Here is a 25,229-nt window from a genome sequence, read left to right on the forward strand (position 1 = left end):
GCCGTGAGAAGGTTCTTCGCAGGCTCAGGATGACAGGCATTCACTCATCTATTCATTCAACTCACGCATTGAATATCATCAGCTACAACGTGAACGGGCTACGTTCGGCGCTCAGCAAAGGCCTACTGGAGTGGGTGCGGGAAGCGCAGCCAGACGTGTTGTGCGTGCAGGAAATAAAGGCTGGCCGTGAGCCACTCGATGTGTCGGGTTTTGCGGAGTTGGGTTACACGGCCTATCTGCACCCGGCCCAAAAACCAGGCTACAGCGGCGTGGCCACCTTCTCGAAGTGCACGCCAACGGCCGTCGTGGAAGGCTGTGGCACCGAGCTATACGACTTTGAAGGCCGGGTCCTCCGGCTGGATTTCGAGGATCTATCGGTGCTGAACGTGTACATGCCTTCCGGCACGAGCGGGCCCGAGCGGCAGGCGTTTAAGGTGGAGTGGCTACACTTTTTCCGCGCCTATGTGCGGCAGTTACGGGCTGAAGGCCGCCGGCTGGTTATCGGCGGCGACTTCAACTGCTGCCAAACGGCTATCGACCTGCACAACCCCAAAGCCAACCAGAACAGCCCTGGCTACACCCCGGAAGAGCGGCAGTGGTTTCAGGATTTCCTGGCCGATGGTTTCACGGACTCTTTCCGCCACCACCACGGCGACGCGCCAGGCCATTACTCCTGGTGGAGCTACCGGGCTGGTTCGCGCGCCCGCAACGTCGGTTGGCGCCTCGACCACCTGCTCGTGGATTCTGAACTGTTGCCACGTGTGACTGGTGCCGGGCTGCTGCCTGATGTAGTGCATTCCGACCACTGCCCGGCCTGGGTGACGGTCTAGGCGAGCAGCATTTCGGCCACTTCGCGGCCGGTAGCCATGGCGGCATTCAATGAAGGATAGGCCGTGTAGTCGCCGCAGCGGTAGAGGGTGCTAGTGAGGCGCAGCTCCTGGCAGGGCGGTTGGCCGCCAGGGTACACGGGTAGCGCATGCGGCAGGTCATAGGTGCGTAGGTGCTGCCACCGGGCTACTTCTTCCCCGAACCACAGCATCAGCTCCGCGCGGAGCAAGGCGGTAAGCGTGGTTTCGGGTAAGCCATGTTCGCCGTGGGTGCTTACTGAAACCAGCGTGCGGCCCTCCGGCGCATAGTCCGGCGCCACATCAGAAGGGAAGCTTACGTTGTGGGCCAACTGGCCCGGCATGGCGTTCAGGCGCAGCAGCCTGTCCTGGCGGCCGGGCGAGGAAGGCGCCGAGAAATACGTGCAAGTGGTGCGCCGCCAGGCCGTGGCATGCAACTGCGGCAGATGCGGGAGCAACCGGGCCGTAGTGTTGCCATCGGTAGCTACCACTATGGCTGCCGCCTCCAGCGTTTCGCCGCCGCGCAGCCGGACGGTAGTGCCTTCTACGGCTTCGGCGGGCGTGTTGAGGCGCACGGTGCCAGCAGGCAGGCGTTGGGCCAGCTGCTCCGGAATCTGCTGCATGCCCAGCGCCGGCACGGCAGCTTCGCCCTCGATAAACTGTTGATAGACAAACTCAAAGAAATTGCTGCCCGTGCTCAAGCCCCGGTCGAGGAACACGCCCCCGAAGAACGGCCGGAAGAAACTGTCGATGATATGCTCGCTCCAGCCGTAGCGCCGCAGAAACGTGAGCGTGTCGGTGGAAGGACGCGCCAGGAGCTCCTCGCTGCCGCGTCGGCTTACGTGCTGGGCCAAGCTGGCAATGCGCAACTTGTCAGGAAGGCTACCAATGGGCGACACGGCCGCCGACAGGGCCGCGGCCGGCTGGCGCAACGGGTTGCGCAGCGTCGTTTCCTGGCCCGAAGCCAGCCGGATAACGGCTCCGGATTGAAACGCTTTTAGATTCAGAGCGCCGTAGTCGAGCAGCCGCTGCACTTCCGGATACTTGGTGAGCAGTATCTGAAAGCCATGGTCGAGGCGGAAGCCGTCGGGTGTTACATCGGTCCGGACGCGGCCCCCTACGGCTTCTGCGGCTTCCAGCACCACCACGGCGCGGCCGGCGCGGTGCAGGTAGTTGGCGCAGGTGAGGCCGGCCATGCCAGCCCCGATAATAACAATAGGCGCGGAAGAGGAATCAGGAGTAGTCATATCAGCCCCAAACTCCAAAACCGGCTCGAAGGTTAGGAAACCAGCCGGAAGCCCGACTATTCAGCGGCCGGACAGGGCGGGCCCAACTCATAGGCTTCGGCCTTGCTGTAAGTGTCCCAGTCGGCCAGGTCCAGGCGCGACTCGTCCCGGTACGACTCCATCTGTTCGATAAGTATGCCGCTACGGAAGTGCCCCTTCATGAATGTTTCTCTCGCTACAAGGCTTTGGTCGGATAATCTGCGCAACTGCCAGCGGCCATCAGGAATGCCTTGTACCACGGCACCCCGCAACTCCATACCGATTTCCCGGCGGTACCACGTGCCGTTGCCATCCTTCACCAACTGCTGGCCCGACTCTTCCCAGAACTGCTGAATCAGTGGGTCCTGGCCGTTGCGGAAACTCAGAATCTGGCGTGGCTTTCCTGACGGGTACCAGTAGGCCCAGTCACCCACTTGCCGCCCAGCCATGTAGCGCCCGCGCGCGGCCAGCTCGCCGGTAGCATGGTAGGTTTCGAACACGCCTTCCTTGCGGCCTTCGCGGTAGGAGCCCTGTAGCAGCAGCAGGTTGTTGGTCATGCGGTAGTCGCGCACGTAGCCCATGAAACGGCCGGCACTATCGAGGCGAGTGTGGCGGCGGATGGTAGCGCAGCCCGGCGGGGTCAGAAGGTAGTCTTCGGAATAGAAGAAGCCTACGCTGTCTTTGCCCAGCACCCGGTAGCACTGGTCAAGCGAAGCTTTTGCTGGCAGGCTTCGCTGGGCCCACGCTGCCGAACCGGTAAGCAGCAAGGCACTAATCAGTAAAGCTGGCCGGCAGTTACTCATGAATAGCATCATACTGGAGATAGGCAGCAGATTGGATAGCCAACTAATCAACGTGTCGTGCGATGCCGCGGCAGCTTGCGGGTTTTCATGGTCCAGAATTCGGCCACGCCGGGGCGCTTTAGGGTCAGGCGCCAAGCGCCCATGCTCTGGCCCAGCGCGTAGCCGGTAGCCTGGTCCTGCGGGTACTGCTTTTGGATGAGGGCGTAGTCAGCATTACGGATGTCTTGGCCTACTTCGCCGTGGCAGCGCAGGCATAGCGCATCATTTATCGTAATAGGGCGCTGATAGAAGAAGGTTTCAGTGTTGGGGCGCGCAATTTGGCGGGCAGTATCGGGCTGCAGGTCAGCGGTTGTAAGCTCGGCTAGGTGTGCTGAGTTGCGCGGTTTGCTGCTTACGCGCCGTACGCTGGCCTGCAGGGTTTTCGCCACCGAGTCTACGGCCGGAAAGGTTTCGGGGCGGCAGTAGGGTAGGGCCGCTGCTATGCCGCCCTGAGCCAGTTTCTCGGTGAGTACGCGGAGCAGTTCCCGGTCGGCGTGGCGTGTGAGTGAGTCGCCGGACCAGCGCGTAGCGCGCAGCAGGTCTTCGGGCATAATGCGCTTCACCTGCCAGTTCTCTGCCTCTATGCCAATGCGTTGGCTTTCTTTAAGGTGCTCAATCTGGTCGGGGCGGCAGGCAGCCGAGAGCAGCAACAGGGCCGCTCCGGCGGCGCGAAACAGGTGACGCATGGCGAAAGACGATGGAAAGGAGGGGCAAGATAAACAAGCCACGCCGCCGTTAGGTTAGCCTACCCAGACTTCGTCACGAGCAGCAGATAGGCAGCAACGTAGTTGCTTTTCGCGGGCCTGCGGCAGCGTCTCTGCATTCCGGAACCGGCACCCCTGGCACGCGTGTTTGTTTTCAGTACCTTTGCAGTTGCAAATACAATTCCCTGAAGGCAAGATGCTAGATAAACTGGAGGCCATTCAACAGCGCTTCAACGACGTGAGCGAACTGCTGACGCAGCCCGACGCCATGAGCGACATGAAGCGTTTCAAGACGCTGAACAAGGAATACAAGGACCTCGGCAAAATTGTGACCGAGTATAAGGCCTACCAGAACGTGCTGGCCAACATCGACGGCGCCAAAGAAGTCATTGCTACCGAAAAGGACGAAGACTTCCGCCAGATGGCCAAGGATGAGCTGGAAAGCCTCTATCCGGAGCAGGAGCGCCTGGAAACCGTTATCAAAGAGCTGCTTATTCCCAAAGACCCCAACGATTCCAAGGATGTTATCATGGAAATCCGGGCCGGAGCGGGCGGCGACGAGGCAGCTATTTTCGCCGGCGACCTGCAGCGTATGTACATGCGCTACGCCGAGAAGCACAACCTGAAAATGGACCTCATTGATGCCACCGAAGGCACTTCGGGGGGCTACAAAGAAATTATTCTGGCCCTGAAAGGCGAGGACGTGTACGGCAAGCTCAAGTTTGAGTCGGGTGTGCACCGCGTGCAGCGCGTGCCGGCCACCGAAACCCAGGGCCGCATTCACACTTCCGTGGCCTCCATTGTGGTGATGCCGGAAGCGGAAGAGTTGGACGTGCAGATTGACATGAACGATGTCCGTAAAGACCTCTTCATGTCGTCGGGCCCGGGCGGACAGTCCGTAAACACTACCTATTCGGCCGTGCGTCTCACTCACTTGCCTACAGGCCTCGTGGCGCAGTGCCAGGACCAGAAGTCGCAGCTCAAAAACTTCGATAAGGCGCTGCAGGTACTTCGCTCTCGCCTCTACGAAATTGAGCTGGCCAAGAAAAACGAAGCCGAAGGCGCTGCCCGCAAAAATATGATTGGCGGCGGTGACCGGTCCGATAAAATACGCACCTACAACTACCCGCAGGGCCGCGTAACCGACCACCGCATCGGCTTCACGGTATACAACCTGGCTAGCGTAATGGACGGCAACATCGACGACTTCGTGGAGCAGCTACGCCTCGCAGAAAGTGCTGAGCGTCTGAAGGAAGGCGTTTCGTAATTTATTGCTGATCTACTCGTTCTGTCATCCTGAGCGGAGCGAAGGACCTTATCACGCCAGACGAGTTGTTGTATTGACAACCGTTTAGTTGATGCGAGAATCCTTTGCTCCGCTCAGGATGAACTTGTTTATATAAGTTGCTGCGTATGCGCTTTTTACTCCCGTTGCTGCTCATCTGCTCGGCCCTGCTGTGCCTGCTACCCGGCTGCGAACCGAAGGAAGACCTGCTCACCACCGACGCCAGCGCCAAGCTGGAATTCTCACGTGATACGGTCATCTTCGATACTGTTTTTGCGCAGGTCGGTACCGTCAGCAAGCGCCTGTGGGTGTACAACCGCAACAACCGCGCAGTAAAGGTGGACCAGATCCGGCTGTCTGATACCAACCCCGGCACCTATTCACTTATTATTAACGGTGATGAACGGCAGGCGGCAGCTGGCCTCGAAATTCGGGGCAATGACAGCCTGCTTATTCTGGTGAAGGCTAAGCTCGGGCCTAGCAACCTGACCAACAGACCCTTCCTGGTAACGGATCAACTCCTGTTTACAACCAACGGCAACGAGCAGGACGTGAAGCTGGTTGCCTACGGCCAGAATGCGTATTTCCACGGTCCGGAAGAGCGAATCAGCCGCAACACTACGTGGCCCAAAAACCGGCCGCACGTTATTTATGGCGTAGTGGTGGTGGATGCCGGTGTCACGCTGCGCATTCAGCCGGGCACCCGCATCTATTCTCATGCCGGCGCGGCGCTGGTTGTGCGTGGCACGCTGCTGATCAACGAAAACACTACGCCTGCCACCGAGCTGGCTCCCAACGATACGGCCACATTCGTGCGCTTCCAAGGCGACCGGCTGGAACCTTTCTATGCCGAAATTCCCGGGCAATGGGGTGGCATTCAGTTTGATGCCAGCAGCCGCAATAGCGTGGTGAACTTCACGGAAATCAAGAATGCTGCGTTTGGGCTGGTCATTGCCAACGTCCGCAACCAGTTGCCGCACCCGCTGGTCACGGTTAGCAACTCTATATTCCGCAATATTTCCGGCGCAAATCTGTCCTTCAATGGCAACGGCAACGGGGCTGGCATCATTGGGCTTTCCGGCGACTTCAATCTGACCAACTGCTTGTTTACCAACTGCGGCGAATACGCCATTCTTGGTATTGGGGGCGGTGCTTATACATTGAACTACTGCACTATAGCCAACTATACGCCACAATTTCAGCGCAAAACTCCTTCTCTATTCTTCACCACGGAGCCTGCTTCCGACGAGCCGCTCATCAGCCAAATTACGGCCAGCATCAGCATTCGTAACTCTATTGTGTGGGGCTCCATCACGGAGGAGCTTACTTTCGAAAACAGCGACCAATACCGCAACAACATCAGCGTCCGTAATAGTCTGCTTCGCACCCGGGATTACGCCGGGGCGAGTGATGCAGCCGGCAAACCGGGGTTAGGCAATCCGGCGTTGAGCAACATCCTGAACGAAAGCCCCCGGTTTAAACGCACTCCGGAAACGGTGAACGACCGGTACGACTACCGTCTCGATACCTTGTCGCCAGCCAGCAACAAAGCAGTATATAACTCCGCTATACCGCGCGACCTACTGTTCAAAACCCGTAGCACAACTGCGCCCGACTTGGGAGCCTACGAGCGGGTAAACCCGTAGCCTGATGGTATATATCCAGAAACGACTGCGCCTTCCGGCTGTGCGGCGGGGCTTTCACCTTGTTACTGACTTGTTGGTAGCCGAACTCCCGGAACTAGAGCGGCTGCGGGTGGGCACGGCGCACTTTTTCATTCAGCATACCTCCGCCAGCCTTACCATCAACGAAAATGCCGACCCCACGGTGCGCCAGGATTTCGAGGCGTATTTCAACCATACGGTGCCTGAAAACGCGCCCTATTTCCGCCACACGCAGGAAGGCCCCGATGATATGCCTGCTCACCTGAAGGCCGCCATGCTGGGCCATGCCGTAAGCATCCCGATAACCAATGGAGAACTGGCACTGGGCACTTGGCAGGGCATCTATCTGGGGGAGCACCGCAACCAGGGTGGGCGGCGCTGGGTGGTGGCTACTCTGATGGGAGCGGAGTAGAATAACACTGGCATCACGCAGAATATTTGTGGGTTAGGCAGGCCGCCGCTGGCGCTTTTGCGTATGCAGGCAAAAGTTTTGCTGTTGCCATCATGCTTTCTACTCTGTTCTTATCTGCTTCCAAAGCCCTGCCCGCCGCGCTGCTCTACAGTGCGCTGGGCCTGCTGGGCTGTGGCATGGAGGACACCAGCCGTATGGTAGGAGCTTCAGACCCAAAGCCGGTGCAGCGGCAGCAAGCAAAGCCTGCTGTACGCAAGCAGCCTTCGGCTCCTAAAGCTGTCTGCACTCTCACCAATGATACATTGGCCGGGCAGCCTTTTGGGGCTGAGCCAACAGTGGAAGAACTGATGCGGGCCGGCGCCAAAGTCAGCTCCCGCAAGCCGTTTGCTAACTTGCACGTAGCCGGCCAGATGGATACCATCCTCACGCTGCGCCACCAAGGCAACCAGTTTGAGTTTTACCGCACGTTTGAGAAAGACCTGCTGCGCCAGGCGGTTATCACCAATTTCCGGCCGAGCTACGGGCAGCGGCTGCGGGCTACTCTCACCGAGTCGACGAGGCAGAACGGTGGCCCTTGCAACCAGCTTCGCATCCGGGACACAGAACGCGCGAACAACGTGTCGGCGACCTTTACGGCTGGCCAGCCCAGCGTAGCCCGTGTGCAGCCTTACTGGGACTAAACGCTGCGGTTAGCGTACTACCTTCACTCGTACTGAGTAGCGTACTGTGTCGAAGAGCACGAGCTTTTGCACGCCCTGCACACTATATTCTGCCAGCTGGCCATTAAGTATGCTCAGGCGCAGACGCTTCTGGCTATAGAATAATGGATTGTCCTGCCGGATAACAGCGGCTAGCTCCTGCGTGGGGCTAGCGGTGGCTGTTGCGGCAGCATTACCAATCACCAGCAGCGCCACGGGCGCTTCCGTACTTGGCTTCAGCTTGTAAGTACTGACACCGTCAGGGGTATTGTACGAGGCTGAAACAGATTTGGAGTAGGCACCCCGAAGGGCCGGCTTGTTGATATCGGCTTGGTAAAAAATCTGCAACTCCTTGCTCCAGTCGGTTTTCGTGACCCGGGTGGTGTCAGTGGTGCCGTTGCGCAGCTGCACCTGTTTCTCCACCACCGGCTGTTGCTGATTGAGGCGTGCTACCTGCCCATCCAGCAAGCCTTTCACGTCAAAGTAGTCGGGCTTGCGGTTGGCTGGGTTGGGGCGCACGGTGGCCTCTTCCGGCCCGCAGGCTGCAAGCAACAGTAGCGCCGCCATGGCCCAGCCGCGGTTAGGCACCGGGAGTGGCGTCAGGTTGGAGCAGGCTCTGGCCCGTCATGTCGGCGGGCTGTGGCAGACCCATCAGAGCCAGAACGGTAGGCGCAATGTCGCCGAGCTTACCATCTGTGAGGGTGCCGTGGTAGTTGTTGTCGGCCAGAATGCAGGGTACCAGATTGGTGGTGTGGGCCGTGTTGGGCGAGCCGTCGGCATTCACCATAAACTCGGCATTGCCATGGTCGGCAATAACGATGCAGGCATAGTCGGCAGCTAGTGCCGCTTCTACTACGTCTTTAGCGCACTGGTCTACAGCTTCTGCAGCCTTCACGGCAGCTTCAAATACGCCCGTATGGCCCACCATGTCGGTGTTAGCGAAATTGAGCACCACAAAATCAGCTGATGTAGCCTGCAGTTCCGGCACCAGCGCATCACGCAGTTCAAAGGCACTCATTTCAGGCTGCAGGTCGTAGGTAGCTACTTTGGGCGAGTTGCGCATGATGCGGGTTTCACCCTCAAACTCCTTCTCGCGGCCGCCCGAGAAGAAGAACGTTACGTGCGGGTACTTCTCAGTTTCCGCAATCCGGATCTGCTTCCTCTGATTGGCCTCTAGCACCGCACCCAAGGTGTTTTCGAGGTTGTCTTTCTCGAAAATCGGGGTGACGCCCGTAAACGTGGCGTCGTAGTTGGTCATGGTGAGATAATGCAGGTTCAGCCGGTGCATCTCAAACGCATGAAAGTCCTGTTGCGTCAGGGCCTGCGTGATTTCGCGGCCCCGGTCGGTGCGGAAGTTGAAGCACAGCACCACGTCGCCTTCCTGAATGGTGGCCAGTGGCTGCCCGTCAGCGGCTACTTTCACAATCGGCTTCAGAAATTCATCGGTCACGCCCTCCTTATAGGAGTCGAGCATGCTCTGAATCAGGTTTTGCGAAGCAGTGCCTTTGCCATTCACCAGCAGGTCATACGCCACTTTCACCCGCTCCCAGCGGTTGTCGCGGTCCATGGCATAGTAGCGCCCCACAATAGACGCAATTTTGCCGCTGGCCCCGCGCTGCAGATGCTGCTCTAGGTCATTGACGTAGCTGACGCCGCCTTTGGGGTCGGTGTCGCGGCCGTCGGTGAAGGCGTGAATGAACACATTGTGCACATCGGCGTCATGAGCCAGCGTGCAGAGCGCCTTCAGGTGGTCGAGGTGGGAATGCACGCCGCCATCGGAGAGCAGGCCCATTAGGTGTACCGGCTTGTTGTTAGCGCGGGCGTATTCGAAAGCTTTTTCCAAGGCGGGCATGGCCGCCAGCTTCCGCTCCCGAATGGCTTTGTTGATGCGCACCAGATCCTGGTACACCACGCGGCCGGCCCCAATGTTCATGTGGCCCACTTCGGAGTTGCCCATCTGCCCGTCAGGTAAGCCTACTGCTTCGCCGGAAGCTTGCAGCTTGCTGTGCGGAAACCGCTCAAACAAAGAATCAACGAAGGGCGTGCGGGCCTTGTCGATGGCCGAAACCTCTTTGTTCTGCGCCAGTCCCCAGCCGTCCAGAATCACCAACAATACCTGTTTGTTCATAAGCGCAAAGATAGGCGGCCTGCACCGGACCGACCACATTTTCTTATCTTGGCTCCCACGGCAAAAATAACCTCACGCCTAGAGCCTGCGTAACGGCAGCTTGGCATAATTTTCGCGCACTGGATGGTGAATTCTCTACTCTAAGATGAAACGTATCTTCTTCCCAGCCTTTCTGCTCGTGTGGCTGTTGCTGTCCTCGATGATGGTGCAGGCGCAGGGCGAGGCGTTTGGAGCTGTACGCGGGGCTCTGCGTAACGCTTCTTCCCGCGAATTGTCTCAGTATTTTGGTGCCACAGTTGGTATTAGCTTCGATGGCGACCGGCAGAACTATAGCTCCACACAGGCGGAGTTTGTGATGAAGGACTTCTTCGCCAAAACCGCACCTTCTACGTTCGAAATAGTGCACCAGGGAGCCAGCCAAGGTGGTATTCCGTACGCTATTGGTAAATACAATGGCAAGTCCGGTTCGTACCGGGTTTTCATCAAGATGAAAAATACCAATGGTGCTCTACGCATCGACACGATGGACTTCACCAAAGAATAGCCACGGCTATTATGGCACTAAAGAAAAAGGCTCCCGTGGAAGCGGGAGCCTTTTTTATGCCTGTTAAATCTTCGTTATTTAGGAACCGGTTCCACTACTTCCGCTTCACTGCTGTATTGGTGCCTCACCTACTTAGCGAGACGTAATTAGTCGCTGAAACCTCCTTCCGAAGCTGCTGGGTGCTTTGTTGTCGCCAGTCATAACCGGGTGTTACAGTTTGGCATAGTTCTCGTATATAGGGTTATACATGTTCAAGAACCTGATGAAACCTACTTTACTCTTCGCGTCTCTGACCCTGTTCTGGCTGACTCTGTTTGTGGGTGTCACGCAGGCGCAGAACGACACGTTTGCTCCCATCCGCAATGCTATCCGGAGTGGCTCGTCTCAGGAGCTGGCGCAAAGCTTTGGGCCCGCCGTGGAAATCAGCTTCGATGGTGACCGGAAGGGCTATAGCGCCACGCAGGCGGAAGCCGTGATGAAAGACTTTTTTGCTAAGAATGCCCCGGCCAGCTTTGATTTCGTGCATTCCGGCGGCAGCAACGACGGCAAACCATACGCTGTAGGCAAGTACGTGAGCAAAAGCGGTACGTACCGTATGTTCGTGAAGATGAAGCCGGAAGGCGGCCGGCCTGTGATTAACGCCATCGACTTTACGAAGGAATAGCGGCACCAGTCTTTATTTATCCGCCCCTGGCACTACGTAGTGCCAGGGGCGGTTTGCGTTTCGGGCTCTGGAGGCTTGTAGGACAGATTAAGGCCCACCGCTTTATATGGCCGGGTAATGGGGTGTTTTTGCTATTTTTGCACCGTGCAAAACACCCCCTACCTCACTTCCGAAGCTCTAGTTGATTTTATCCGCACTGCCCTCCGCGAGGATGTCGGCGACGGCGACCATTCCTCCCTGGCCTCAATTCCGGCCGACGCCCGCAACCGTGCCCGGCTGCTGGTGAAGGATGAAGGAGTGCTGGCGGGCGTGGAACTGGCCCTGCTGATCTTTAAAGAAGTAGACCCGGAGTTGCAGGTGGAGCCGCTACTGGCCGACGGCGCCCGTATCAAGCACGGCGACGTGGTGCTGACGGTGGAGGGCCGCGCCCAAAGCATTTTGACGGCGGAGCGGCTGGTACTCAACTGCATGCAGCGCATGAGTGGCATTGCCACGCATACGGCTCACCTCAACAGCCTGCTGGCTGGCACCAAGGCCCGCCTGCTCGATACCCGCAAGACCACGCCTAATTTTCGGATCTGTGAGAAATGGGCGGTGCTGATTGGCGGCGGCGTAAACCACCGCTACGGCCTCTTCGACATGATTATCCTCAAGGACAACCACGTGGATTACGCGGGAGGTATCCGGCAGGCTATTGAAGCCACGCAGGCGTACCTGGCCCGCACTGGCCGCAAGCTCCCCATCGAAATAGAGACCCGCACACTGGCCGAGGTGCAGCAAGCCTTGGATACCGGCGGCATCGACCGGATTATGCTCGACAACATGCCACCGGCTCAGCTTCGGGAAGCGGTGCAGCTGATAGCTGGGCGCTTTTCCACTGAAGCCAGCGGCGGTATCACAGAGCATACCATTGCGGAAGTAGCGGCTACCGGCGTCGATTTCATTTCGGTTGGGGCCCTGACTCATTCCACCAAAAGCCTCGATTTGAGCCTGAAAGCGTTTTAAATTCTGCGCGAATGGGTAGATGAACACTTGAGTGAAGGTTCATTTGCAGAGGCCACAGTAGGCTGCTCATTTGCCTTTTCACGCACTCACTATTTCTGAAAATGCAACTCCCCAACCAACGCGGCAGCTACCGCCAGCAGCAACAGTCCGCTGGCTCGCCGCTGGCTATCCGTACCAAGAAGCACCAGCTTGATACCAATATGTATACCCGTGTGGCCATGGCCCACGTGTGGCGCAAAGAATGGTGGTATGCCCTGATTCCCTTTGTACTAGGGGTGCTGCCGGCCGCCATCTGGCCCTCGTGGTGGTGGCTAGCTGCTGGGTTGGTACTGGCGCTGCTATTCGTGCTGCTGCGTTCTTCCCAGATTACGGCCGTGACGCAAGTAGAGCAGACCAAACCGCTGTTTGAGCGCATGAGCTACGTTATTGATCAGCGCCAGATTGGGCTGATGCAGAACGAGAAAGAAGGCCGTGGCATGGGCGTGAACTGGGACATGATTGGGAAAGTAAAGCGTGAGCCCGACGGTTATGTGCTGTGGTTCCGCACCCAGGAGGTACCCGCCGAAATTACGGGGTGGCGTGCCTGGGTAGCCCGCACCTTCGAGACGCCCATGTTCCTGCACATTCCGTTTAAGATCTTCAATTCGCCCAACGACCAGAAGCTGTTCGAATCATTGTTGCGGCGCAAAAATCTGCTGCCTGCTCTTGATGCGCCGGCAGACACTAAATAAGGAGGCGCCACCTCGGCGACCCACTTGCATATCTACTCAACATCATTCTCTTCTTCTCATGACTAAGCAACTCCTGCTTTCTGCCCTGGCCGTAGCCGCCCTTTCCCTGTCTGCCTGCAGCAGCGAGCCTTCTGACTGGCGCCCCGACAAGAAAGTATCCTTGGACATGGTGGAGCCCGGCTCCCGCTCTTCCGACAACTTCGACCAGCACACGGAAGCGGCTGCCAGCCAGCATAAAGGCGGTGCCATTGCAGAGCCTATCAGCTCGCATGCAACTCTGGACCAGCGTGAAAAGCCCTCGGCTGAGCATGCTACATCGGCGAATGCGCACGAAACGCTAAAGAACAAGAGCGACGAGACGGCAGAAGAAAAGGCTACTGTTGCTGACCCGGAAGCTAAAAAGCAATAATCGGTAGCGCATGCGTTTTTCTTTTCTGCGCTCTGTAGCGGCTGGTTTGCTGCTAGCCGCTGGCCTGACGGGTTGCGAAAGCAACACAGCAACAGTTAGCACTCCGGCCGCAACGGCCGCTGCTGCTGACAGCACTTCGGCTCCTGTAGTAGCCGCTGCCTATATCTGCCCGATGGCCTGCGAAGGCAGCGCCAGCGACAAGCCCGGCAAATGCCAGGTGTGCGAAATGGCACTTGAGCCCAATCCGGCTGCCAAAACCACCGTTCAGTAGGCTATTCCCTTTCTGTTCCACTTGCCCCGCAGCTTGGTAGCGTACTAAGTGCGGCGCAAGTGGAACAACTGTTGTTGAAGTTATTTTGTAACATTGTTGCAAAATAACCGTTTCTCTGATTTCGCTCCTTTAGCTGGCTTTTCTGTCGGCCCGCTTTGCCTTCCACGATGATGTCACCTGCTGCCGTTGAGCCGGAATGGTTTAGTACCTGGTTTGATTCTCCGTATTATCACCTGCTGTACCACGACCGGGACCAAGCCGAGGCGCAGGCCTTTATCGATGCACTGCTACGGTATTTGCACCCGAAGCCTATGGCGCAGCTGCTGGATCTGGCCTGCGGCAAAGGCCGGCATTCCATTTACCTGAGCGAGCAGGGCTACAGCGTGACCGGCGTAGACCTGTCGGCGGAAAGTATTGCGGCGGCGCAGGCTTCTGCACAGGAGCATCTGCATTTTCGGGTGCATGACATGCGTGAGCCGCTGCCCTGTGGTCCGTTTGACTTTATTTTCAACCTGTTTACCAGCTTCGGCTACTTCCAGCACGAGAGTGAAAACGTGGTGGCCTTGCGCAATGCGGCCGCAGCGCTACGGCCAGGTGGCAAAATGGTCATTGATTTCTTGAACACGGAGCGCACTGTGCGGGAACTGGTAGCGCATGAGCACAAGCTGGCGGGAGGCATTGAATTTCACCTGCACCGCCACCTCTACCACGACTTCATTGTGAAGGAAATCGACTTTCAGACGCCCGATGGTGAGCAACTACACTACGAAGAGCGGGTGCGGGCACTCAGCAAGGAGCGGTTCGAGGAATATTTCCTGATGGCTGGTCTGCGGCTGGTTGAGGTGTTCGGCGACTACCGCCTCACCCCGTATGATGAGCAAGCCAGCCCACGTATGATATTCATTCTTAAAAAGTGACGAGGTGATAGAGTAGCGAGACGACATGTGGCCAGCATACTCCTGCAAGGGATACTACTGGCCACGTTCACCTCACTGCTCTGCTAGCCTTCACCCCATCACCCTTCACCTTATCACCGCTATGTGGTTTGCTGTCCTGCTGTTGTTTCTTACCGTACTCGGGGCCGGCTGGTCTACGCGGCTAGTACCAACGGCCAGTACTATCTGGATGAAGCCTCTGCTGGCATTCAGCGGGGCATACCTGTTTACGCTTACCATCACGCACCTGCTGCCTGAGGCGCTGCTATTGGTGCCCGATGATATGCACCGCATCGGCTATTTTGTGCTGGCAGGGTTCTTTGGGCAATTGGTGCTGGAAGTATTTTCGCAAGGAGTGGAGCACGGGCACGTGCATCATCATACTTCTCATGTAGGGCATGTACCCTTTCTGCTGTTGTTCTCGCTTATTATCCACTCGTTTCTGGAAGGCAGCATTCTAGTGAAAGCCCCCGAGGCAGGCACCGTGAGCGACAATTTCTACGCCATTCTGACGGGTGTGGCGCTGCACCATATCCCGGCGGCTTTTGCCCTGATGGCAGCCCTGATGCTTCGACTGGGTACTTTCCGCCGGGCACTACCCTTTCTGGTGCTGTTTGCGCTGGCGGCTCCAGTGGGCATTGTGGTAAGTAACTTTGTGGTGCTGGAGCAACTACTTACCGGTGGCCTGTATGCGGCCCTGCTGGGTTTTGTGGCCGGCAATTTCCTGCACGTATCTACTACCATTCTTTTCGAAACCAGCCCGGAGCACCGCCTGAACATGCCCAAGCTGGCCGCTACAATGGCCGGCACGGCGCTGGCACTGGCAGTAGAGCTACTCTAGCTAAACGTTAGAGATGCAGCCTTAGCACTGCCTAGGGAGCTAGCTTATGCCCGCTAACTCATCGGCATCCAGCAGCGGACCTGTATTCTGTAACAGCGACTCCAACTGCCGGGCCCGGGCCCGCTGGTATACCAGCTCTGCCTGCAAACTGAGCAGCCGCTGCCGCATAGCCAGCACTACATCAATGCCCTCCCGGCTTAGGCCCAACTCGTGGTGCAGGCGGGCGAGGCGGGCCAGATGGTCGGGCTCGTCGCGGATGGTGCCCGGTGTGGGGCCCGTGCCCAGCAAGCCCAGTTCCACAAAGCCCTGCAAATCAGTTTCACTTAGCTCATACTGGCTGGCGCAGTCGTGGTACGTGATGGTGATGATGTGCGTTTCCATAGCAGTTGGGTTGATTGCTGCCGGTAAATAGGTTGGTTTTTCAGGCTGCAGTTCCGTCAGGACGCAGGGCCGCCAGTTGGCGGAGCAGCTCTTTTTCCTGCTCGGTAAGGTGCTGCGGAAGCTGCACCGTCAGGTGCAGATACAGGTTGCCGAACTGGCCTGCCTGCTTATACACCGGAAAGCCTTTGCCGCGCAGGCGTAGGCGGGTGCCATTCTGGGTTTCGGGCTTGATGTTGATTTTGACGGTTCCTGATAAGGTTTCTACTACCTGCTCACCACCCAGTAGTGCCCGGTACAGCGGTACCTTCACCTCCTGCGTCAGGTCGTGGCCGGTGCGGACGTAGCGCGCATCGGGCCGTACGCGTAGTGTGATGAAGAGCGAGCCATTAGGCCCGCCATTGCGGCCGGGCGCGCCCTGGTCGCGTAGCCGGATGGTTTGGCCGTCTTCCACGCCGGGCTGAATAGTGAGGCGCAGCTTCTTGCCGTTTACTGTGAGCGTGCGCGGGCCACCTTGGTAGGCGTCTTCCAGCGTCAGCTCCAGCTCGGCTTGGTAGTCCTGGCCAGCGCTGGCCCTGGTAGAGCTACGGCCGCCAGCGCCACCCATATTGCCGAAAATGGAGCTGAAAAAATCGGAGAAGTCGCCGCCTTCGCCAAACTCAGCACCTCCAAAGCCCCCGCCAAACCCACCAGAACCGCCCTGCTGTTGGTACTGGCCCCAGTCGAAGCCACCCCGGCCACCGGCACCGGCCTGCTGATAACGCTGCCAGTCGGCGCCCATTCGGTCATACTTTTGCCGCTTATCGGGGTCCGACAGCACTTCATTGGCCTCATTCACTTCTTTGAACTTGCGCTCCGCCTCCGAGTCATTAGGGTTTACATCGGGGTGATGCTGGCGCGCCAACTTTCGGTAGGCTTTTTTAATCTGGTCGGTGGTAGCAGTTTTGTCCACTCCCAGTATTTTGTAATAGTCCTTGTAATCCACGGGGCAAAAAGGTGAAGGAGGATGGTAGTGTGGAGCTTGTCAGATTTGTTTTTGGGCTAAGTCGAAGTTCAGACGAGAAACAATATCGGAAAAAGGCAAAAAAAGAATGCTTACTGCATGCTCCAAAGGCTATTTTTCAAACGAAGGCAGCTACAGGCAGGTTGCCGGAACATAACTGGCCCAGCTTTTGTAAATTACGCTTTCATTCCCACTTACATTTTTCACTTTTTCTCTAGAATGAAACGGACTTCAACGTTTGTTCTCACTTTGTTGCTGGCTGCCGGCTGTTTTGCTGCTCAGGCCCAAACCAAGCTCCCCCCCCGCAAGCCTGTGCAGCCCAGAGGGCGTATGGTTAGCAAAGGCGCTGCTACCCGGGATGGCGCCGTGATGAAAGACGGCAAGGTAGTACTGACCCAGAACGGTCTTACCAACCCCGTGTTGCAGGAAACAGCCCTCATCAACGGCACCAAGATCAAACCCGACGGTACGGTGACCATGACTGATGGCACCAGCACCGTCATGAAGGAAGGCGACTACATGTCGTTGACGGGCCGCCTGACTACTGCCGTAATGAAGGCGCAGCAGGATAGCCTCGCGAAAGCCGCGCAGCTAGACCCCAAAGGCAAAAAAGGCAAGAAGAAGGGCCGGTAAGCAATTCGCATACTACGGCCAGCAAAAGCGGGACGCCCTGAACCAGTGAGGTTTGGAGCGTCCCGCTTCTTGTTCATCACCTTGTGGCCTCAGCGCTGCGTGTAGTCCTGCAGAATCTCCACTGCCTCGGTATCACTTGTGGCTTCCACTACTTCGTTGATAACGAACTGCACCTCGGCTTCCGACCAATGTTGGGCTTCTGCGGCTTTGATGAAGGCTTCGAGCAGTACAAACCGGCCGGGTTTGGCGGGTAGCGTCCAGCTTACTTTTTTCTTGATTCGCATGCAGCAACTAGTTGTTGTGTTGTGGGCTCCTATCCTTTCTTTACCACCTTCAGTTGTACCGGCGCTACTCCGGCATCGATGATGCCTATTTTGCGGGCCGCTTTCTTGGACAGGTCGATAATGCGGCCTTTGGCGTGCGGGCCCCGGTCCGTGACGGTCACCTTGACGGAGCGGTGGTTGCGCGGATTTGTGACCTTTACTACCGTGCCGAACGGGAGGGTGTTGTGGGCCGCAGTGCGTTGGCCAGACCGGTAAATTGTGCCGCTGGCGGTTTTCCGGCCATCGAACTTGTCGGCGTAGTAAGAGGCATTTCCGCTCTGCGTAAAGCCTTTACCACCCGCGCATGCCCCCAGAAGAAGCGGACCGGCTAACAGCAGCGCCACGGCAGTAGCCGCCCGCTGGCAACAGGCCCACACGGTGCGTAAGGCGAAGTCTGATGAGGAAGGCTGCTCAGTCGGTGAAATACTCAGGTTCATACACAATGGGTTTATGATCAGCAGGACAACATCCAACGCCGCCCTTGCTTAGATAGGGCAAGATACCGTGGCATCACCAGCCAGCTGCCTGGGGTGGCTTAATTGGGCGCTCCGCTGGACTTGGGTGGGATGCGCATGGCCAGCAGCGTTTCAAAATTGCCCTGAAAAACATTGAAGTCCACAGTGCCCCGGATACCTGGGATATACGCCTCATCGGAGTGCTGCCAGATAATCCATTTTTCGCGGGGCAGGCTAGGCTGAGCTACCTCGTAGTGAGCCAGCCAAAGCGGATATTTATCGAAATGGCCGGCCAGGTGGCGCTTGTAGAAGCTGTAGTTGGAGTACAGAATAGGCCGAACACCGTAGTGGCGCTCTACCAGCCGTAGCCAAGTAGCTACGTTACGGCGCATATACGCTACGTCATGAAATTCAGCGTGTTCTACATCCAGCACAGGCGGTAAGTCGCCGGGCTGCAACGGGACGGTACGCGTAAACAGGTTAGCCTGCGCAGTACCGTCGTAGTTGGGCTGGAAGTAGTGGTATGCCCCTCGGTACACGCCTGCCTTCCGGGCGGCTTCCCAGTTGCGGCGGAACCGGGAGTCACGCAGCGTCACACCTTCCGAGGCCTTGATGAAGGCAAACTTTACGTTGTGGGTGGCCACTTCCGACCAATCGATACGGCCCTGATACGCGGATACATCAATGCCATGTACGGAGTAGCCATCCAGCAGCGGCGTTTTCTCGCGGCCGGTGAGGTGGCTGCTGATAAGCGTGGCCCAGGTCCGCCGTGCGTATCGGTTCAGCTGCCGCCGATAGTGCCCGTAGAGCGCCAGCCCCGCTACTACCAGCAACACCAGCGCCCAGCGTAGCAGCGGGCGTGACTTAGAGCGGCGGTAGGATGTGGAAGCAGGGCGTTTCATCAGCGTGGTCATGGCAAAAGTAACGCCGGACGGTTTGGGAATAGTGCCCACCCTAGCAAAAGGTACAGGGTGGCCGCTTTTTCCCGAACTTGCTGCTTCTCCTGCTTCATCCGCTGCTACTCTATGTCTGCCTCTTCAACTCCTGCCGATGCCCGCGACGAAAACGGCCGCCTTATTCGTGAGCTGCATGGCGTCACGTTGGCCTCTATCGTGGAATACCTGCATGGGCACTACGGCTGGCCCGGCCTCGATCAGCGCCTGCGTATGAACTGCTTTGCTGTGAATCCTAGCATAAAATCGGCGCTGGCTTTTCTGCGCCGTACGGCCTGGGCCCGCACCAAAGTAGAGGAGCTGTACATCCAGACGCGCACGGCAGAAGTGCAGGGCAAACCAATGCAATAGCCAGCGCCGCATCTGCCTTATCCTTCCGCTTCCCCTTTGTCTTTTACTTTATATGGCTGACGTTACCGAAAAATCAAGTCCGCTGGCTACGGCAGCGGGGGCTGTCGGCTTTCTGGCTTTCGAAATAGGGACCTATTACCTGTTGCGCTGGGTTACGTCGCCATTGGGTATGCCCGACCAGTATCAGCCGGAAAACACGATTGTGCCGAACTGGGCGAAAGCCGTGATAGTGCTGCTGCTCTATCTGCTGCTGGTAGTAGGGGCTGTCCTGACGCTCAGCAACCAGCTGCCTCGCCGCTACCGTGGCCAGATAATGGGGTGGTTTTACCTCTCGCTGCTGGCAGGCTTTGTTGTAGTGTTCATGATAATGGTCTGATTAGAAAGTAATAGAAATAAAAAAGCCACTGCGGAAGCAGTGGCTGGTGAGACAAGTGCCGGTCGGTCCCGGCGTTATAGGCAAGTGCTGAAACTAGCGCTGCTTGATTTTGATTTCGCGCTGCTGGCTGGTAGGGTCAGCGTACGGAATGCGTACGCGCAACTCGCCCTGCTCGTGTACCGCGTCGATGCGCGTCAGGTCCAGGTCAGCGGGCAAATCGAGGACGCGGGTGAACAGTGGAGCAGCCAGCTGGTCTTCGGGCTGATGACGGAATTCGCCAAACACCGACAGGCGGCTGTTTTTGAGCACCACATGGATATTTTCCGGGCTGACCGATGGGGCAGCCACTCGAATAACTACGCCCTGCTCCTGCTTGTCCACGCGCAGCTGGGCTTGCGCGATGCCCCCACCCAGCGTGTTGAGCAGATCCAGCTGCGGGGCCAGGTTACGGATGAATTCTCGGCTTATCAGGTTCATAGAGTGTGTTCCTCTCTTAGTGGTATGAGCTCTATTGCAAAGCATGTACCAACCTAGAATAGCTGTCTTAGATATCTGTTTGTTGCCAGTATGGCTGATTTAAATGTTTTCGTGGCTTCCTGTGCAGCCACTATGTCAGGCGTAGTAGGATGATGACGGTATACTACGTGCCAGCAGAAACCTTCTTGGGAGCCGAAAGAGGCGTACTTGCTTTAGGTATTACCTCAGAGCACTCAGCCTCTTTGAACTGGCTAGATCAAAAAAGCCCTGCCAGTATAACTAGCAGGGCTTCCTGACGAGAGAAGTTATAGCAGCTAGTGTGCTACCTGCACACGATGAACTTCGGTTAGCTCATTGTGCGATGCACGCACCATATAAGTGCCAGCAGCCAGGTCGCTCAGGTCCAGCAAGCCGCTGGCGGGCAGCTGCAACGTCCGCAACGTCCGCCCGGTCGCATCGAGCACCGTCAATTCTACTTTTTTGCCGGCAAATGCTGGGTTGAGCTTCAGCTTGATTGGCCCGGCCGTTGGGTTGGGATACGCCTCACCCGAAAGCAGCAACTGCCCACGGGTACCATTGGTGCGGGTGTACGTAATGCGGATCTTGGGCCGCAGGTTGTCCAGCGTACCAATGCTGTTTGAGGAAGGGGAGAGCGGTGCCGTAATGGCCGCGAAATTGGAATAGCCCAGGATATGGTCGACGACTGTGTACTGCGCCCAGTTAAAAGCATCAGTGGCAGCATTGCCGGTACCCACGCTGTTGTCCCAGTCGGTAAATATTTCCAGCGCCTGCCCGTTATAAGCAAAGGGTGCCGTGAGTGGGAATGCCACGAACCCTATGGTAGCAGGTAGGGCTTGGGTAGCATTGTTGTACACCTGCGTGGCACCAGTGGTGAGAGTCGCCCAGGGAGTAGCCGTAGTATAGGTGGCCTGAGTCGAGTTCTTCATCAGAATGCGGAATACACCCGTGCGAATAGTGGCAGCGGTATTCGTCTTTTCCCATTCTACCTGCGTGATGGCCGAACCGGGGGTAATACCGGCCGCTGTCAGCTCAGCCGCATCGAAAAGGTAGGCATACTGGCTGTAGTAGTAGCCGCTAGAGGCCGATGAGCGGTAGATAGGCCCTGGGTGATAGGATGGAGTGGCTACCGTACCGGTCGTGATAATGGCCGGGCTCTGTGCCTGCGCCACCGAAGAGGAGAGGCAAGTAACAGCCGTTATGGCTGCCAGCCCAAGGTAGCGCAAAGAAAACAGGGAGGAGAAGTGTTGCATACGCAAGGAGTAAAGTGAAACGGTACCGTAATATATAGACAAAAGATATGCTGTTGGCAATGAGAGGTGACTATTCGGCCGGAAGACGGAAGTGCGGGTTCTCAATGACTCCCAGTAGGTTGCCGAACGGGTCCTGCACGGAGCCCAGCAGAATACCGCCTCCCACGTCATGAATAGCTTCGTGGGCCGCCGCTCCCAACGCCAACAGGTGGGTGTAAGCTGCATGGGCCTCCGGTACGCCCCAGTACGTAATAGGGCCGCACTGTCCAGCCACCGGCGCGTCCGGCACCAGGCCTAGCTCATAGCCTCCCACATTGAAGCCCACATAAAATGGCTCATCGAAATACGGCTCTTGGCGTAGTGCCTGGCTATACCACAACTTGGCTTTTACAATATCCCCAGCGGGGTACACAACGGTGCGTAGGCCTTGAAGCATAGTAAGTAGGTGAGGAGTGAAGCAGTGAAGTTGGTAGAATAAGTGTGGATGGTAGCGCTGGCTTCTTATAGCGTGTCGGTTGCGGGTGTCACTGCGCGCTCAAACCGCATGCGGCCCTCAGTGTCGGGGTCGACAAGCTGAAAGTCATTGCGAAGCAGTACCTGCTCCGAGGCTGCATTATCGGGGCGTATATGAGCTATGAGGCGGCGCACCATACCCGTGCTTTCAGCCTGCTGAATCAGGCCGGCTACCAGTTCCGTCGCTAGTCCTTTGCCGCGCCAGTCGGCCGAAATAGAATAGCCGATTTCGGCGGTGCCAGCCGCGTCTGGTGGGCCCCAGAAACCGCCGGCCCCAATCAGCGTGGCTGGTTGCTCATCGGTTGCGCGCAGAATAGCATACCAGCCATACCAGCCGGCTGCCGTGCGTCCGCCGGCCGTGAGCTGGGCCAGGAAGTAGCGGCCGGCTTCCTCGTCGTACTCGCCCGGGGGCCAGTCGGCGGGCATGGCGGCCCCAAGCAGTACCGGAAAATAGTGTGGTTTATGTAGCTCGGCAGTGAGCAGCGCCCGGCTGGCAGCCAGCAGCGTGAGGCGGGGCGTACGGGTAATAAGCGGAATCATGGGCGAAATATACGGTTCGCTGCGTATGGGAGCGGCGGAAATACCTGGCCGCCGTATAGCAGATGGCTGGCTAGCCCCTAGCTTTGCACTTCTCGTTCCGCTTATTCCATGTCTGTGCCTGCCGCCGAATTTCTATTGCTTTCCTATCGAGCTGATTTACAAGTGCTAGTAGGCCGGTGGATGCGCGTAGTGACACTAGCCGAAATGCAGCAGGGCTACGAGCTGCTGTTGCAGGCTGCAGTGGAGCACAGATGCCGCCAATGGCTGCTGGATACCCGCCGCCGCAACAACACCGACGAGGAAGGCGCCCACTGGATGACCCAGGAGTTTCTGCCGCGTCTGCAAGGCCAGTTGGGTGGCACCACGGCGCTGGCGTATCTGCTGCCGCCTGTGCACCTGCGCAACGCCGCCGCCGATGCTGCCTTTCCGCCGGCGAGCTATTTCAAGGACAAACCCTTTATCTCAGACCGGTTCATTGATGAGCGCCTAGCCATAGAATGGCTGCAGTTGCAACAGAGCCTGGCTCCTGCCAGCTGAGAAGAACTACTCAGACCTCCTGAAACGGCAGGTCCATCACAATGGCCTCTAGTGCTTCGGCTACCGTAGCGCCAATGTAGTATAGGCCTTCTTCGCAGGCACCGTAGAAAGCCCCATTAGAAGCCACCAGCAAACAAAGCGGATCGGTATAGGCTTGGCCGATGATGCTGAGTGTGCCCCCGGGCACGCGTGGGACATAGTCGCGGCGCAGGCGCTGCAGGTCAAGTACGGTGGCCGCCTGCTGCACCTCAAACTGCACTGAGGCAATGCTGTGGTCTTGCCGGGCAAAGTAGCAGTGCAGGCCTCCAAACTCGCTGAGAAAAGCGGCTGCCGTCGGCAGCCAAGGCATCTGCACGGCGTGGGCCGCCTGTTGGTAGGCCTGCGTGGCTACGGCCCGGCCGGGGTGCCAGCCGGCTTCCGTCAGTATGTGGTGTACTTCTCCTGAAAAAACAACCATGGAAGCAGGGCAGGCAATGGAAGGCGCAAGATACGGAAGGTTGAGCCGCATTACTACTCCGCAACCTGTGGTCCAGGTTCGTAAAACAGAACAGGGGGTGGATATAACTAACTGTAAGCAAGGTGAATGATACTCGAATATGGATTCTGCGCGCAGTGCAATCGAGCCCTGCAGCCACCCATAATCTAGGCGGATGAATACAGCAACAGGCCCTACTACGGAGCGGGTAGCAGGGCCTGTTATGCGCCGATTAATAACTATGGCTGGCAGCAAGGTGCGTGTCAACGCAGTCCAGCACGTCCTGCACGGTACGCAGTTCCTCGAGCTCGGCGTCGGGAATTACAATATGGAACCGGTACTCTAGGTTCATCGTCAACTCTATCAGGTCGACGGAGTCAAGCCCGATATCGTGTACTAGGCGGGTGGTGGGTTGAAGCAGGAGGTTAGGGTTGCGGCGTTTGCGGCGGAGCATCCGTTCCACCTGATACTTAATCAGCTGTTCCATGGGACAGGAAAAAAACGGGTGTGAATAGTAGCCTAGTCGATGCTGGAAAGCAGCAGTGTGGTATCGTCGGCCGGCGGGGCTGCTAGGGTGGCTACAATGGTGGCGGGGGCCAGATAGTCGCCGGGGGCAACCGTGCGGGTCGCCACAATGCCATCCTGAGGAGCCGTCACGAACAGAAAGCTTAGTTGTGCAGGCGCTTCTGCCAGCTTCTTTTGCGTGCCGGACACTAGGTCTTGCGCGGCGGCCAAGGCGTTGGCTGAAGCGGCCGGACGCTGAGCGGCCAGTACGGTATAGGCCTGCTGCTGCTGCGCCAGCAGTAGCTGAAGCCGGTGCTGTTCGGCGGTGCGGAGCTTTTCTGTCACTTTTACCAGCACTTGACCTTTGCGCACGCGCTGGCCCGCTGAAAAGTACACTTCCCATACCCGCCCTGCTATGTTGGCGGGTACGGCTGTGCCGGGAGCGGCAGAAGGTAGTGGTGCTTCAGTAGGCGGCGCGAGGTAAGCGGTGATGGTAGAAGGAAGGGTGTCCTGGGTGGCTTCGGGCAGGGCACTGCGCAACAAGGCAATGCTTCCGGTGGCTCCCAGCAGAACGACAAATGTCGTCCTAATGAGCTTTTTCATATAAGGAGGTAGTCAGCGCAGCCGGACCCTGAGCAGATGCGCGACAAGTGTTTGGGTGTGCACAAGGGTAGTGCCTGAGAAAGAGTAGGTAACTGACTTGGTTACATTTAGCGACGTATAAAAGCTTATGCCGCTGCCGTGCCGGGACAGCCACAGTCGGTGGGCAGGCGGGCGGCCAGCTCCTGCATCACCTGCTCCAGCGACACAGCCGCCAGCGCCTGATGCATGGCTTTTTCGGCGCTGCCCAGCAGGTCTTCGAGTGTATGCTGCATCACGCGGCCCAGGTCGCAGTGCGAGTTGGGGTTGGTGCTGCCCACCGCAAACAGGTCGGGTTCCTGCTCCCGCATTGCCTTGAACACATCCAGCAGCGAAATGCCGACTGCGGGCCGGGCCAGCAAGGCACCGCCGCCCGCTCCCAGTTGGGTGCGCACAAGGCCGGCACTGCGGAGCGTACCCATCAGGCGGCGCACTACCACCGGATGCGTGCCCGCACTGCTGGCCAGTACCTCCGACGATACTGGCTGGCCCTCAGCGTGAGCCAGATAGGCGAGAATGTGGGTGGCAACCGCGAAACGGGTGTTCATGAAATAAGTG

At 57.8% G+C, this 25,229-nt stretch carries 35 protein-coding genes; 17 read left to right on the forward strand and 18 right to left on the reverse strand.

The window, feature by feature from the left end:
* Positions 1–68 precede the first annotated feature (68 nt).
* Positions 69–830: an exodeoxyribonuclease III gene (locus H4317_RS00690; RefSeq protein WP_185888291.1), complete on the forward strand. Its 762-nt coding sequence runs from the start codon at positions 69–71 to the stop codon at positions 828–830.
* On the opposite strand, the gene H4317_RS00695 is transcribed toward H4317_RS00690, so the two are convergent.
* From H4317_RS00695 to H4317_RS00705, 3 genes are read right to left on the reverse strand one after another with little or no spacing between them, the layout of a single operon-like run.
* Positions 827–2,092, reverse strand: a complete 1,266-nt coding sequence (locus H4317_RS00695; RefSeq protein WP_185888292.1) for a protoporphyrinogen/coproporphyrinogen oxidase — start codon at positions 2,090–2,092, stop codon at positions 827–829. The two genes, H4317_RS00690 and H4317_RS00695, sit on opposite strands and share 4 nt — an antisense overlap.
* 56 nt (positions 2,093–2,148) lie before the next feature.
* Positions 2,149–2,925, reverse strand: coding sequence for a toxin-antitoxin system YwqK family antitoxin (locus H4317_RS00700; protein WP_185888293.1), 777 nt, complete (start codon positions 2,923–2,925; stop codon positions 2,149–2,151).
* A 35-nt stretch (positions 2,926–2,960) separates the two neighbouring features.
* Complete coding sequence (locus H4317_RS00705; RefSeq protein ID WP_185888294.1) at positions 2,961–3,638, reverse strand: c-type heme family protein; 678 nt, start codon at positions 3,636–3,638, stop codon at positions 2,961–2,963.
* Positions 3,639–3,852: 214 nt separating this feature from the next.
* On the opposite strand from H4317_RS00705, the gene prfA reads away from it, so the two are divergent.
* From prfA to H4317_RS00725, 4 genes are all read left to right on the forward strand, one after another.
* Positions 3,853–4,923, forward strand: coding sequence for a peptide chain release factor 1 (gene prfA, locus H4317_RS00710; RefSeq protein WP_185888295.1), 1,071 nt, complete (start codon positions 3,853–3,855; stop codon positions 4,921–4,923).
* Positions 4,924–5,069: 146 nt separating this feature from the next.
* Entirely contained in the window at positions 5,070–6,587 is a 1,518-nt protein-coding gene (locus H4317_RS00715; protein WP_185888296.1) for a hypothetical protein, read from the forward strand.
* 4 nt (positions 6,588–6,591) lie between these two features.
* The gene (locus H4317_RS00720; RefSeq protein WP_185888297.1) at positions 6,592–7,017 is read left to right on the forward strand and encodes a secondary thiamine-phosphate synthase enzyme YjbQ; all 426 of its coding nucleotides are present in this window, start codon (positions 6,592–6,594) and stop codon (positions 7,015–7,017) included.
* A gap of 92 nt (positions 7,018–7,109) precedes the next feature.
* Complete coding sequence (locus H4317_RS00725; RefSeq protein ID WP_185888298.1) at positions 7,110–7,697, forward strand: hypothetical protein; 588 nt, start codon at positions 7,110–7,112, stop codon at positions 7,695–7,697.
* A gap of 9 nt (positions 7,698–7,706) precedes the next feature.
* On the opposite strand, the gene H4317_RS00730 is transcribed toward H4317_RS00725, so the two are convergent.
* Together H4317_RS00730 and gpmI are read right to left on the reverse strand one after the other, a co-directional pair.
* On the reverse strand, positions 7,707–8,282 hold the full coding sequence (locus tag H4317_RS00730) for a hypothetical protein (RefSeq protein ID WP_185888299.1): 576 nt from the start codon (positions 8,280–8,282) through the stop codon (positions 7,707–7,709).
* Positions 8,283–8,295: 13 nt separating this feature from the next.
* Complete coding sequence (gene gpmI, locus H4317_RS00735) at positions 8,296–9,843, reverse strand: 2,3-bisphosphoglycerate-independent phosphoglycerate mutase (protein WP_185888300.1); 1,548 nt, start codon at positions 9,841–9,843, stop codon at positions 8,296–8,298.
* Between the two features lie 145 nt (positions 9,844–9,988).
* Here gpmI and H4317_RS00740 point away from each other — a divergent pair, with 145 nt between their 5' ends.
* The 8 genes from H4317_RS00740 to H4317_RS00775 all read left to right on the forward strand — a co-directional run bounded on the left by H4317_RS00740 (position 9,989) and on the right by H4317_RS00775 (position 15,243).
* Positions 9,989–10,387, forward strand: coding sequence for a DUF4783 domain-containing protein (locus tag H4317_RS00740; protein ID WP_185888301.1), 399 nt, complete (start codon positions 9,989–9,991; stop codon positions 10,385–10,387).
* Positions 10,388–10,649: 262 nt separating this feature from the next.
* Positions 10,650–11,051, forward strand: a complete 402-nt coding sequence (locus H4317_RS00745) for a DUF4783 domain-containing protein (RefSeq protein ID WP_185888302.1) — start codon at positions 10,650–10,652, stop codon at positions 11,049–11,051.
* 144 nt (positions 11,052–11,195) lie between these two features.
* Entirely contained in the window at positions 11,196–12,056 is an 861-nt protein-coding gene (gene nadC, locus H4317_RS00750; RefSeq protein WP_260625763.1) for a carboxylating nicotinate-nucleotide diphosphorylase, read from the forward strand.
* Positions 12,057–12,157: 101 nt separating this feature from the next.
* A complete protein-coding gene (locus H4317_RS00755) occupies positions 12,158–12,787 on the forward strand; it encodes a hypothetical protein (RefSeq protein WP_185888304.1) in 630 nt (209 codons plus the stop codon).
* 58 nt (positions 12,788–12,845) lie between these two features.
* The gene (locus tag H4317_RS00760; protein ID WP_185888305.1) at positions 12,846–13,196 is read left to right on the forward strand and encodes a hypothetical protein; all 351 of its coding nucleotides are present in this window, start codon (positions 12,846–12,848) and stop codon (positions 13,194–13,196) included.
* A gap of 10 nt (positions 13,197–13,206) precedes the next feature.
* Positions 13,207–13,467: a heavy metal-binding domain-containing protein gene (locus H4317_RS00765; protein ID WP_185888306.1), complete on the forward strand. Its 261-nt coding sequence runs from the start codon at positions 13,207–13,209 to the stop codon at positions 13,465–13,467.
* Positions 13,468–13,634: 167 nt separating this feature from the next.
* Positions 13,635–14,384 carry an SAM-dependent methyltransferase gene (locus H4317_RS00770; protein WP_260625764.1) on the forward strand — a complete coding sequence of 250 codons (750 nt, stop codon included), beginning with the start codon at positions 13,635–13,637 and terminating at the stop codon, positions 14,382–14,384.
* Positions 14,385–14,505: 121 nt separating this feature from the next.
* Positions 14,506–15,243: a ZIP family metal transporter gene (locus H4317_RS00775; RefSeq protein ID WP_185888307.1), complete on the forward strand. Its 738-nt coding sequence runs from the start codon at positions 14,506–14,508 to the stop codon at positions 15,241–15,243.
* Between the two features lie 39 nt (positions 15,244–15,282).
* Here the strand turns inward: H4317_RS00775 and H4317_RS00780 are convergent, their stop codons facing one another.
* Positions 15,283–15,624 carry a MerR family transcriptional regulator gene (locus H4317_RS00780; protein ID WP_185888308.1) on the reverse strand — a complete coding sequence of 114 codons (342 nt, stop codon included), beginning with the start codon at positions 15,622–15,624 and terminating at the stop codon, positions 15,283–15,285.
* A gap of 40 nt (positions 15,625–15,664) precedes the next feature.
* On the reverse strand, positions 15,665–16,606 hold the full coding sequence (locus H4317_RS00785) for a DnaJ C-terminal domain-containing protein (protein ID WP_185888309.1): 942 nt from the start codon (positions 16,604–16,606) through the stop codon (positions 15,665–15,667).
* Between the two features lie 237 nt (positions 16,607–16,843).
* Here H4317_RS00785 and H4317_RS00790 point away from each other — a divergent pair, with 237 nt between their 5' ends.
* Positions 16,844–17,257 carry a DUF6799 domain-containing protein gene (locus H4317_RS00790; RefSeq protein ID WP_185888310.1) on the forward strand — a complete coding sequence of 138 codons (414 nt, stop codon included), beginning with the start codon at positions 16,844–16,846 and terminating at the stop codon, positions 17,255–17,257.
* A gap of 89 nt (positions 17,258–17,346) precedes the next feature.
* On the opposite strand, the gene H4317_RS00795 is transcribed toward H4317_RS00790, so the two are convergent.
* The 3 genes from H4317_RS00795 to H4317_RS00805 form a co-directional block, all read right to left on the reverse strand.
* Positions 17,347–17,541 (reverse strand): hypothetical protein, encoded by a 195-nt coding sequence (locus H4317_RS00795; protein ID WP_185888311.1) that lies wholly within the window; start codon positions 17,539–17,541, stop codon positions 17,347–17,349.
* A gap of 29 nt (positions 17,542–17,570) precedes the next feature.
* The gene (locus H4317_RS00800; RefSeq protein WP_185888312.1) at positions 17,571–18,017 is read right to left on the reverse strand and encodes a septal ring lytic transglycosylase RlpA family protein; all 447 of its coding nucleotides are present in this window, start codon (positions 18,015–18,017) and stop codon (positions 17,571–17,573) included.
* A gap of 98 nt (positions 18,018–18,115) precedes the next feature.
* Complete coding sequence (locus H4317_RS00805) at positions 18,116–18,937, reverse strand: glycoside hydrolase family 25 protein (RefSeq protein WP_185888313.1); 822 nt, start codon at positions 18,935–18,937, stop codon at positions 18,116–18,118.
* 123 nt (positions 18,938–19,060) lie between these two features.
* Between H4317_RS00805 and H4317_RS00810 the strand changes: the two genes are divergently transcribed.
* The gene (locus tag H4317_RS00810) at positions 19,061–19,339 is read left to right on the forward strand and encodes a VF530 family protein (RefSeq protein ID WP_185888314.1); all 279 of its coding nucleotides are present in this window, start codon (positions 19,061–19,063) and stop codon (positions 19,337–19,339) included.
* A gap of 52 nt (positions 19,340–19,391) precedes the next feature.
* Positions 19,392–19,715 carry a hypothetical protein gene (locus H4317_RS00815; RefSeq protein ID WP_185888315.1) on the forward strand — a complete coding sequence of 108 codons (324 nt, stop codon included), beginning with the start codon at positions 19,392–19,394 and terminating at the stop codon, positions 19,713–19,715.
* Positions 19,716–19,808: 93 nt separating this feature from the next.
* On the opposite strand, the gene H4317_RS00820 is transcribed toward H4317_RS00815, so the two are convergent.
* The 4 genes from H4317_RS00820 to H4317_RS00835 form a co-directional block, all read right to left on the reverse strand.
* Positions 19,809–20,192: an Hsp20/alpha crystallin family protein gene (locus H4317_RS00820; RefSeq protein ID WP_185888316.1), complete on the reverse strand. Its 384-nt coding sequence runs from the start codon at positions 20,190–20,192 to the stop codon at positions 19,809–19,811.
* 314 nt (positions 20,193–20,506) lie between these two features.
* The gene (locus H4317_RS00825) at positions 20,507–21,463 is read right to left on the reverse strand and encodes a T9SS type A sorting domain-containing protein (RefSeq protein WP_185888317.1); all 957 of its coding nucleotides are present in this window, start codon (positions 21,461–21,463) and stop codon (positions 20,507–20,509) included.
* A gap of 70 nt (positions 21,464–21,533) precedes the next feature.
* The gene (locus H4317_RS00830) at positions 21,534–21,899 is read right to left on the reverse strand and encodes a VOC family protein (RefSeq protein WP_185888318.1); all 366 of its coding nucleotides are present in this window, start codon (positions 21,897–21,899) and stop codon (positions 21,534–21,536) included.
* Between the two features lie 65 nt (positions 21,900–21,964).
* A complete protein-coding gene (locus H4317_RS00835) occupies positions 21,965–22,516 on the reverse strand; it encodes a GNAT family N-acetyltransferase (RefSeq protein WP_185888319.1) in 552 nt (183 codons plus the stop codon).
* 108 nt (positions 22,517–22,624) lie between these two features.
* Between H4317_RS00835 and H4317_RS00840 the strand changes: the two genes are divergently transcribed.
* Entirely contained in the window at positions 22,625–23,053 is a 429-nt protein-coding gene (locus H4317_RS00840) for a hypothetical protein (RefSeq protein WP_185888320.1), read from the forward strand.
* 10 nt (positions 23,054–23,063) lie between these two features.
* Here the strand turns inward: H4317_RS00840 and H4317_RS00845 are convergent, their stop codons facing one another.
* The 4 genes from H4317_RS00845 to H4317_RS00860 all read right to left on the reverse strand — a co-directional run bounded on the left by H4317_RS00845 (position 23,064) and on the right by H4317_RS00860 (position 25,219).
* Positions 23,064–23,510: an SUKH-3 domain-containing protein gene (locus tag H4317_RS00845; protein WP_185888321.1), complete on the reverse strand. Its 447-nt coding sequence runs from the start codon at positions 23,508–23,510 to the stop codon at positions 23,064–23,066.
* A 250-nt stretch (positions 23,511–23,760) separates the two neighbouring features.
* Positions 23,761–24,015: an acyl carrier protein gene (locus H4317_RS00850; protein WP_185888322.1), complete on the reverse strand. Its 255-nt coding sequence runs from the start codon at positions 24,013–24,015 to the stop codon at positions 23,761–23,763.
* Between the two features lie 32 nt (positions 24,016–24,047).
* A complete protein-coding gene (locus tag H4317_RS00855; RefSeq protein ID WP_185888323.1) occupies positions 24,048–24,635 on the reverse strand; it encodes an efflux RND transporter periplasmic adaptor subunit in 588 nt (195 codons plus the stop codon).
* Positions 24,636–24,760: 125 nt separating this feature from the next.
* A complete protein-coding gene (locus H4317_RS00860; protein ID WP_185888324.1) occupies positions 24,761–25,219 on the reverse strand; it encodes an Rrf2 family transcriptional regulator in 459 nt (152 codons plus the stop codon).
* Positions 25,220–25,229 lie beyond the last annotated feature (10 nt).

Origin of the sequence: Hymenobacter sediminicola, from assembly GCF_014250515.1 — a bacterium.
In the GTDB taxonomy this organism is placed as follows: Bacteria; Bacteroidota; Bacteroidia; order Cytophagales; family Hymenobacteraceae; genus Hymenobacter; species Hymenobacter sediminicola.

What these genes read in the sequence shown, in the direction of transcription:
- H4317_RS00695 (WP_185888292.1), bottom strand. Translation starts at nt 2,092, where the DNA reads ATGACTACTCCTGATTCCTCTTCCGCGCCTATTGTTATTATCGGGGCT.
- H4317_RS00700 (WP_185888293.1), bottom strand. Translation starts at nt 2,925, where the DNA reads ATGATGCTATTCATGAGTAACTGCCGGCCAGCTTTACTGATTAGTGCC.
- H4317_RS00705 (WP_185888294.1), bottom strand. Translation starts at nt 3,638, where the DNA reads ATGCGTCACCTGTTTCGCGCCGCCGGAGCGGCCCTGTTGCTGCTCTCG.
- prfA (WP_185888295.1), top strand. Translation starts at nt 3,853, where the DNA reads ATGCTAGATAAACTGGAGGCCATTCAACAGCGCTTCAACGACGTGAGC.
- H4317_RS00715 (WP_185888296.1), top strand. Translation starts at nt 5,070, where the DNA reads ATGCGCTTTTTACTCCCGTTGCTGCTCATCTGCTCGGCCCTGCTGTGC.
- H4317_RS00720 (WP_185888297.1), top strand. Translation starts at nt 6,592, where the DNA reads ATGGTATATATCCAGAAACGACTGCGCCTTCCGGCTGTGCGGCGGGGC.
- H4317_RS00725 (WP_185888298.1), top strand. Translation starts at nt 7,110, where the DNA reads ATGCTTTCTACTCTGTTCTTATCTGCTTCCAAAGCCCTGCCCGCCGCG.
- H4317_RS00730 (WP_185888299.1), bottom strand. Translation starts at nt 8,282, where the DNA reads ATGGCGGCGCTACTGTTGCTTGCAGCCTGCGGGCCGGAAGAGGCCACC.
- gpmI (WP_185888300.1), bottom strand. Translation starts at nt 9,843, where the DNA reads ATGAACAAACAGGTATTGTTGGTGATTCTGGACGGCTGGGGACTGGCG.
- H4317_RS00740 (WP_185888301.1), top strand. Translation starts at nt 9,989, where the DNA reads ATGAAACGTATCTTCTTCCCAGCCTTTCTGCTCGTGTGGCTGTTGCTG.
- H4317_RS00745 (WP_185888302.1), top strand. Translation starts at nt 10,650, where the DNA reads ATGAAACCTACTTTACTCTTCGCGTCTCTGACCCTGTTCTGGCTGACT.
- H4317_RS00755 (WP_185888304.1), top strand. Translation starts at nt 12,158, where the DNA reads ATGCAACTCCCCAACCAACGCGGCAGCTACCGCCAGCAGCAACAGTCC.
- H4317_RS00760 (WP_185888305.1), top strand. Translation starts at nt 12,846, where the DNA reads ATGACTAAGCAACTCCTGCTTTCTGCCCTGGCCGTAGCCGCCCTTTCC.
- H4317_RS00765 (WP_185888306.1), top strand. Translation starts at nt 13,207, where the DNA reads ATGCGTTTTTCTTTTCTGCGCTCTGTAGCGGCTGGTTTGCTGCTAGCC.
- H4317_RS00770 (WP_260625764.1), top strand. Translation starts at nt 13,635, where the DNA reads ATGATGTCACCTGCTGCCGTTGAGCCGGAATGGTTTAGTACCTGGTTT.
- H4317_RS00775 (WP_185888307.1), top strand. Translation starts at nt 14,506, where the DNA reads ATGTGGTTTGCTGTCCTGCTGTTGTTTCTTACCGTACTCGGGGCCGGC.
- H4317_RS00780 (WP_185888308.1), bottom strand. Translation starts at nt 15,624, where the DNA reads ATGGAAACGCACATCATCACCATCACGTACCACGACTGCGCCAGCCAG.
- H4317_RS00790 (WP_185888310.1), top strand. Translation starts at nt 16,844, where the DNA reads ATGAAACGGACTTCAACGTTTGTTCTCACTTTGTTGCTGGCTGCCGGC.
- H4317_RS00795 (WP_185888311.1), bottom strand. Translation starts at nt 17,541, where the DNA reads ATGCGAATCAAGAAAAAAGTAAGCTGGACGCTACCCGCCAAACCCGGC.
- H4317_RS00800 (WP_185888312.1), bottom strand. Translation starts at nt 18,017, where the DNA reads ATGAACCTGAGTATTTCACCGACTGAGCAGCCTTCCTCATCAGACTTC.
- H4317_RS00805 (WP_185888313.1), bottom strand. Translation starts at nt 18,937, where the DNA reads ATGAAACGCCCTGCTTCCACATCCTACCGCCGCTCTAAGTCACGCCCG.
- H4317_RS00810 (WP_185888314.1), top strand. Translation starts at nt 19,061, where the DNA reads ATGTCTGCCTCTTCAACTCCTGCCGATGCCCGCGACGAAAACGGCCGC.
- H4317_RS00815 (WP_185888315.1), top strand. Translation starts at nt 19,392, where the DNA reads ATGGCTGACGTTACCGAAAAATCAAGTCCGCTGGCTACGGCAGCGGGG.
- H4317_RS00820 (WP_185888316.1), bottom strand. Translation starts at nt 20,192, where the DNA reads ATGAACCTGATAAGCCGAGAATTCATCCGTAACCTGGCCCCGCAGCTG.
- H4317_RS00825 (WP_185888317.1), bottom strand. Translation starts at nt 21,463, where the DNA reads ATGCAACACTTCTCCTCCCTGTTTTCTTTGCGCTACCTTGGGCTGGCA.
- H4317_RS00830 (WP_185888318.1), bottom strand. Translation starts at nt 21,899, where the DNA reads ATGCTTCAAGGCCTACGCACCGTTGTGTACCCCGCTGGGGATATTGTA.
- H4317_RS00835 (WP_185888319.1), bottom strand. Translation starts at nt 22,516, where the DNA reads ATGATTCCGCTTATTACCCGTACGCCCCGCCTCACGCTGCTGGCTGCC.
- H4317_RS00840 (WP_185888320.1), top strand. Translation starts at nt 22,625, where the DNA reads ATGTCTGTGCCTGCCGCCGAATTTCTATTGCTTTCCTATCGAGCTGAT.
- H4317_RS00845 (WP_185888321.1), bottom strand. Translation starts at nt 23,510, where the DNA reads ATGGTTGTTTTTTCAGGAGAAGTACACCACATACTGACGGAAGCCGGC.
- H4317_RS00850 (WP_185888322.1), bottom strand. Translation starts at nt 24,015, where the DNA reads ATGGAACAGCTGATTAAGTATCAGGTGGAACGGATGCTCCGCCGCAAA.
- H4317_RS00855 (WP_185888323.1), bottom strand. Translation starts at nt 24,635, where the DNA reads ATGAAAAAGCTCATTAGGACGACATTTGTCGTTCTGCTGGGAGCCACC.
- H4317_RS00860 (WP_185888324.1), bottom strand. Translation starts at nt 25,219, where the DNA reads ATGAACACCCGTTTCGCGGTTGCCACCCACATTCTCGCCTATCTGGCT.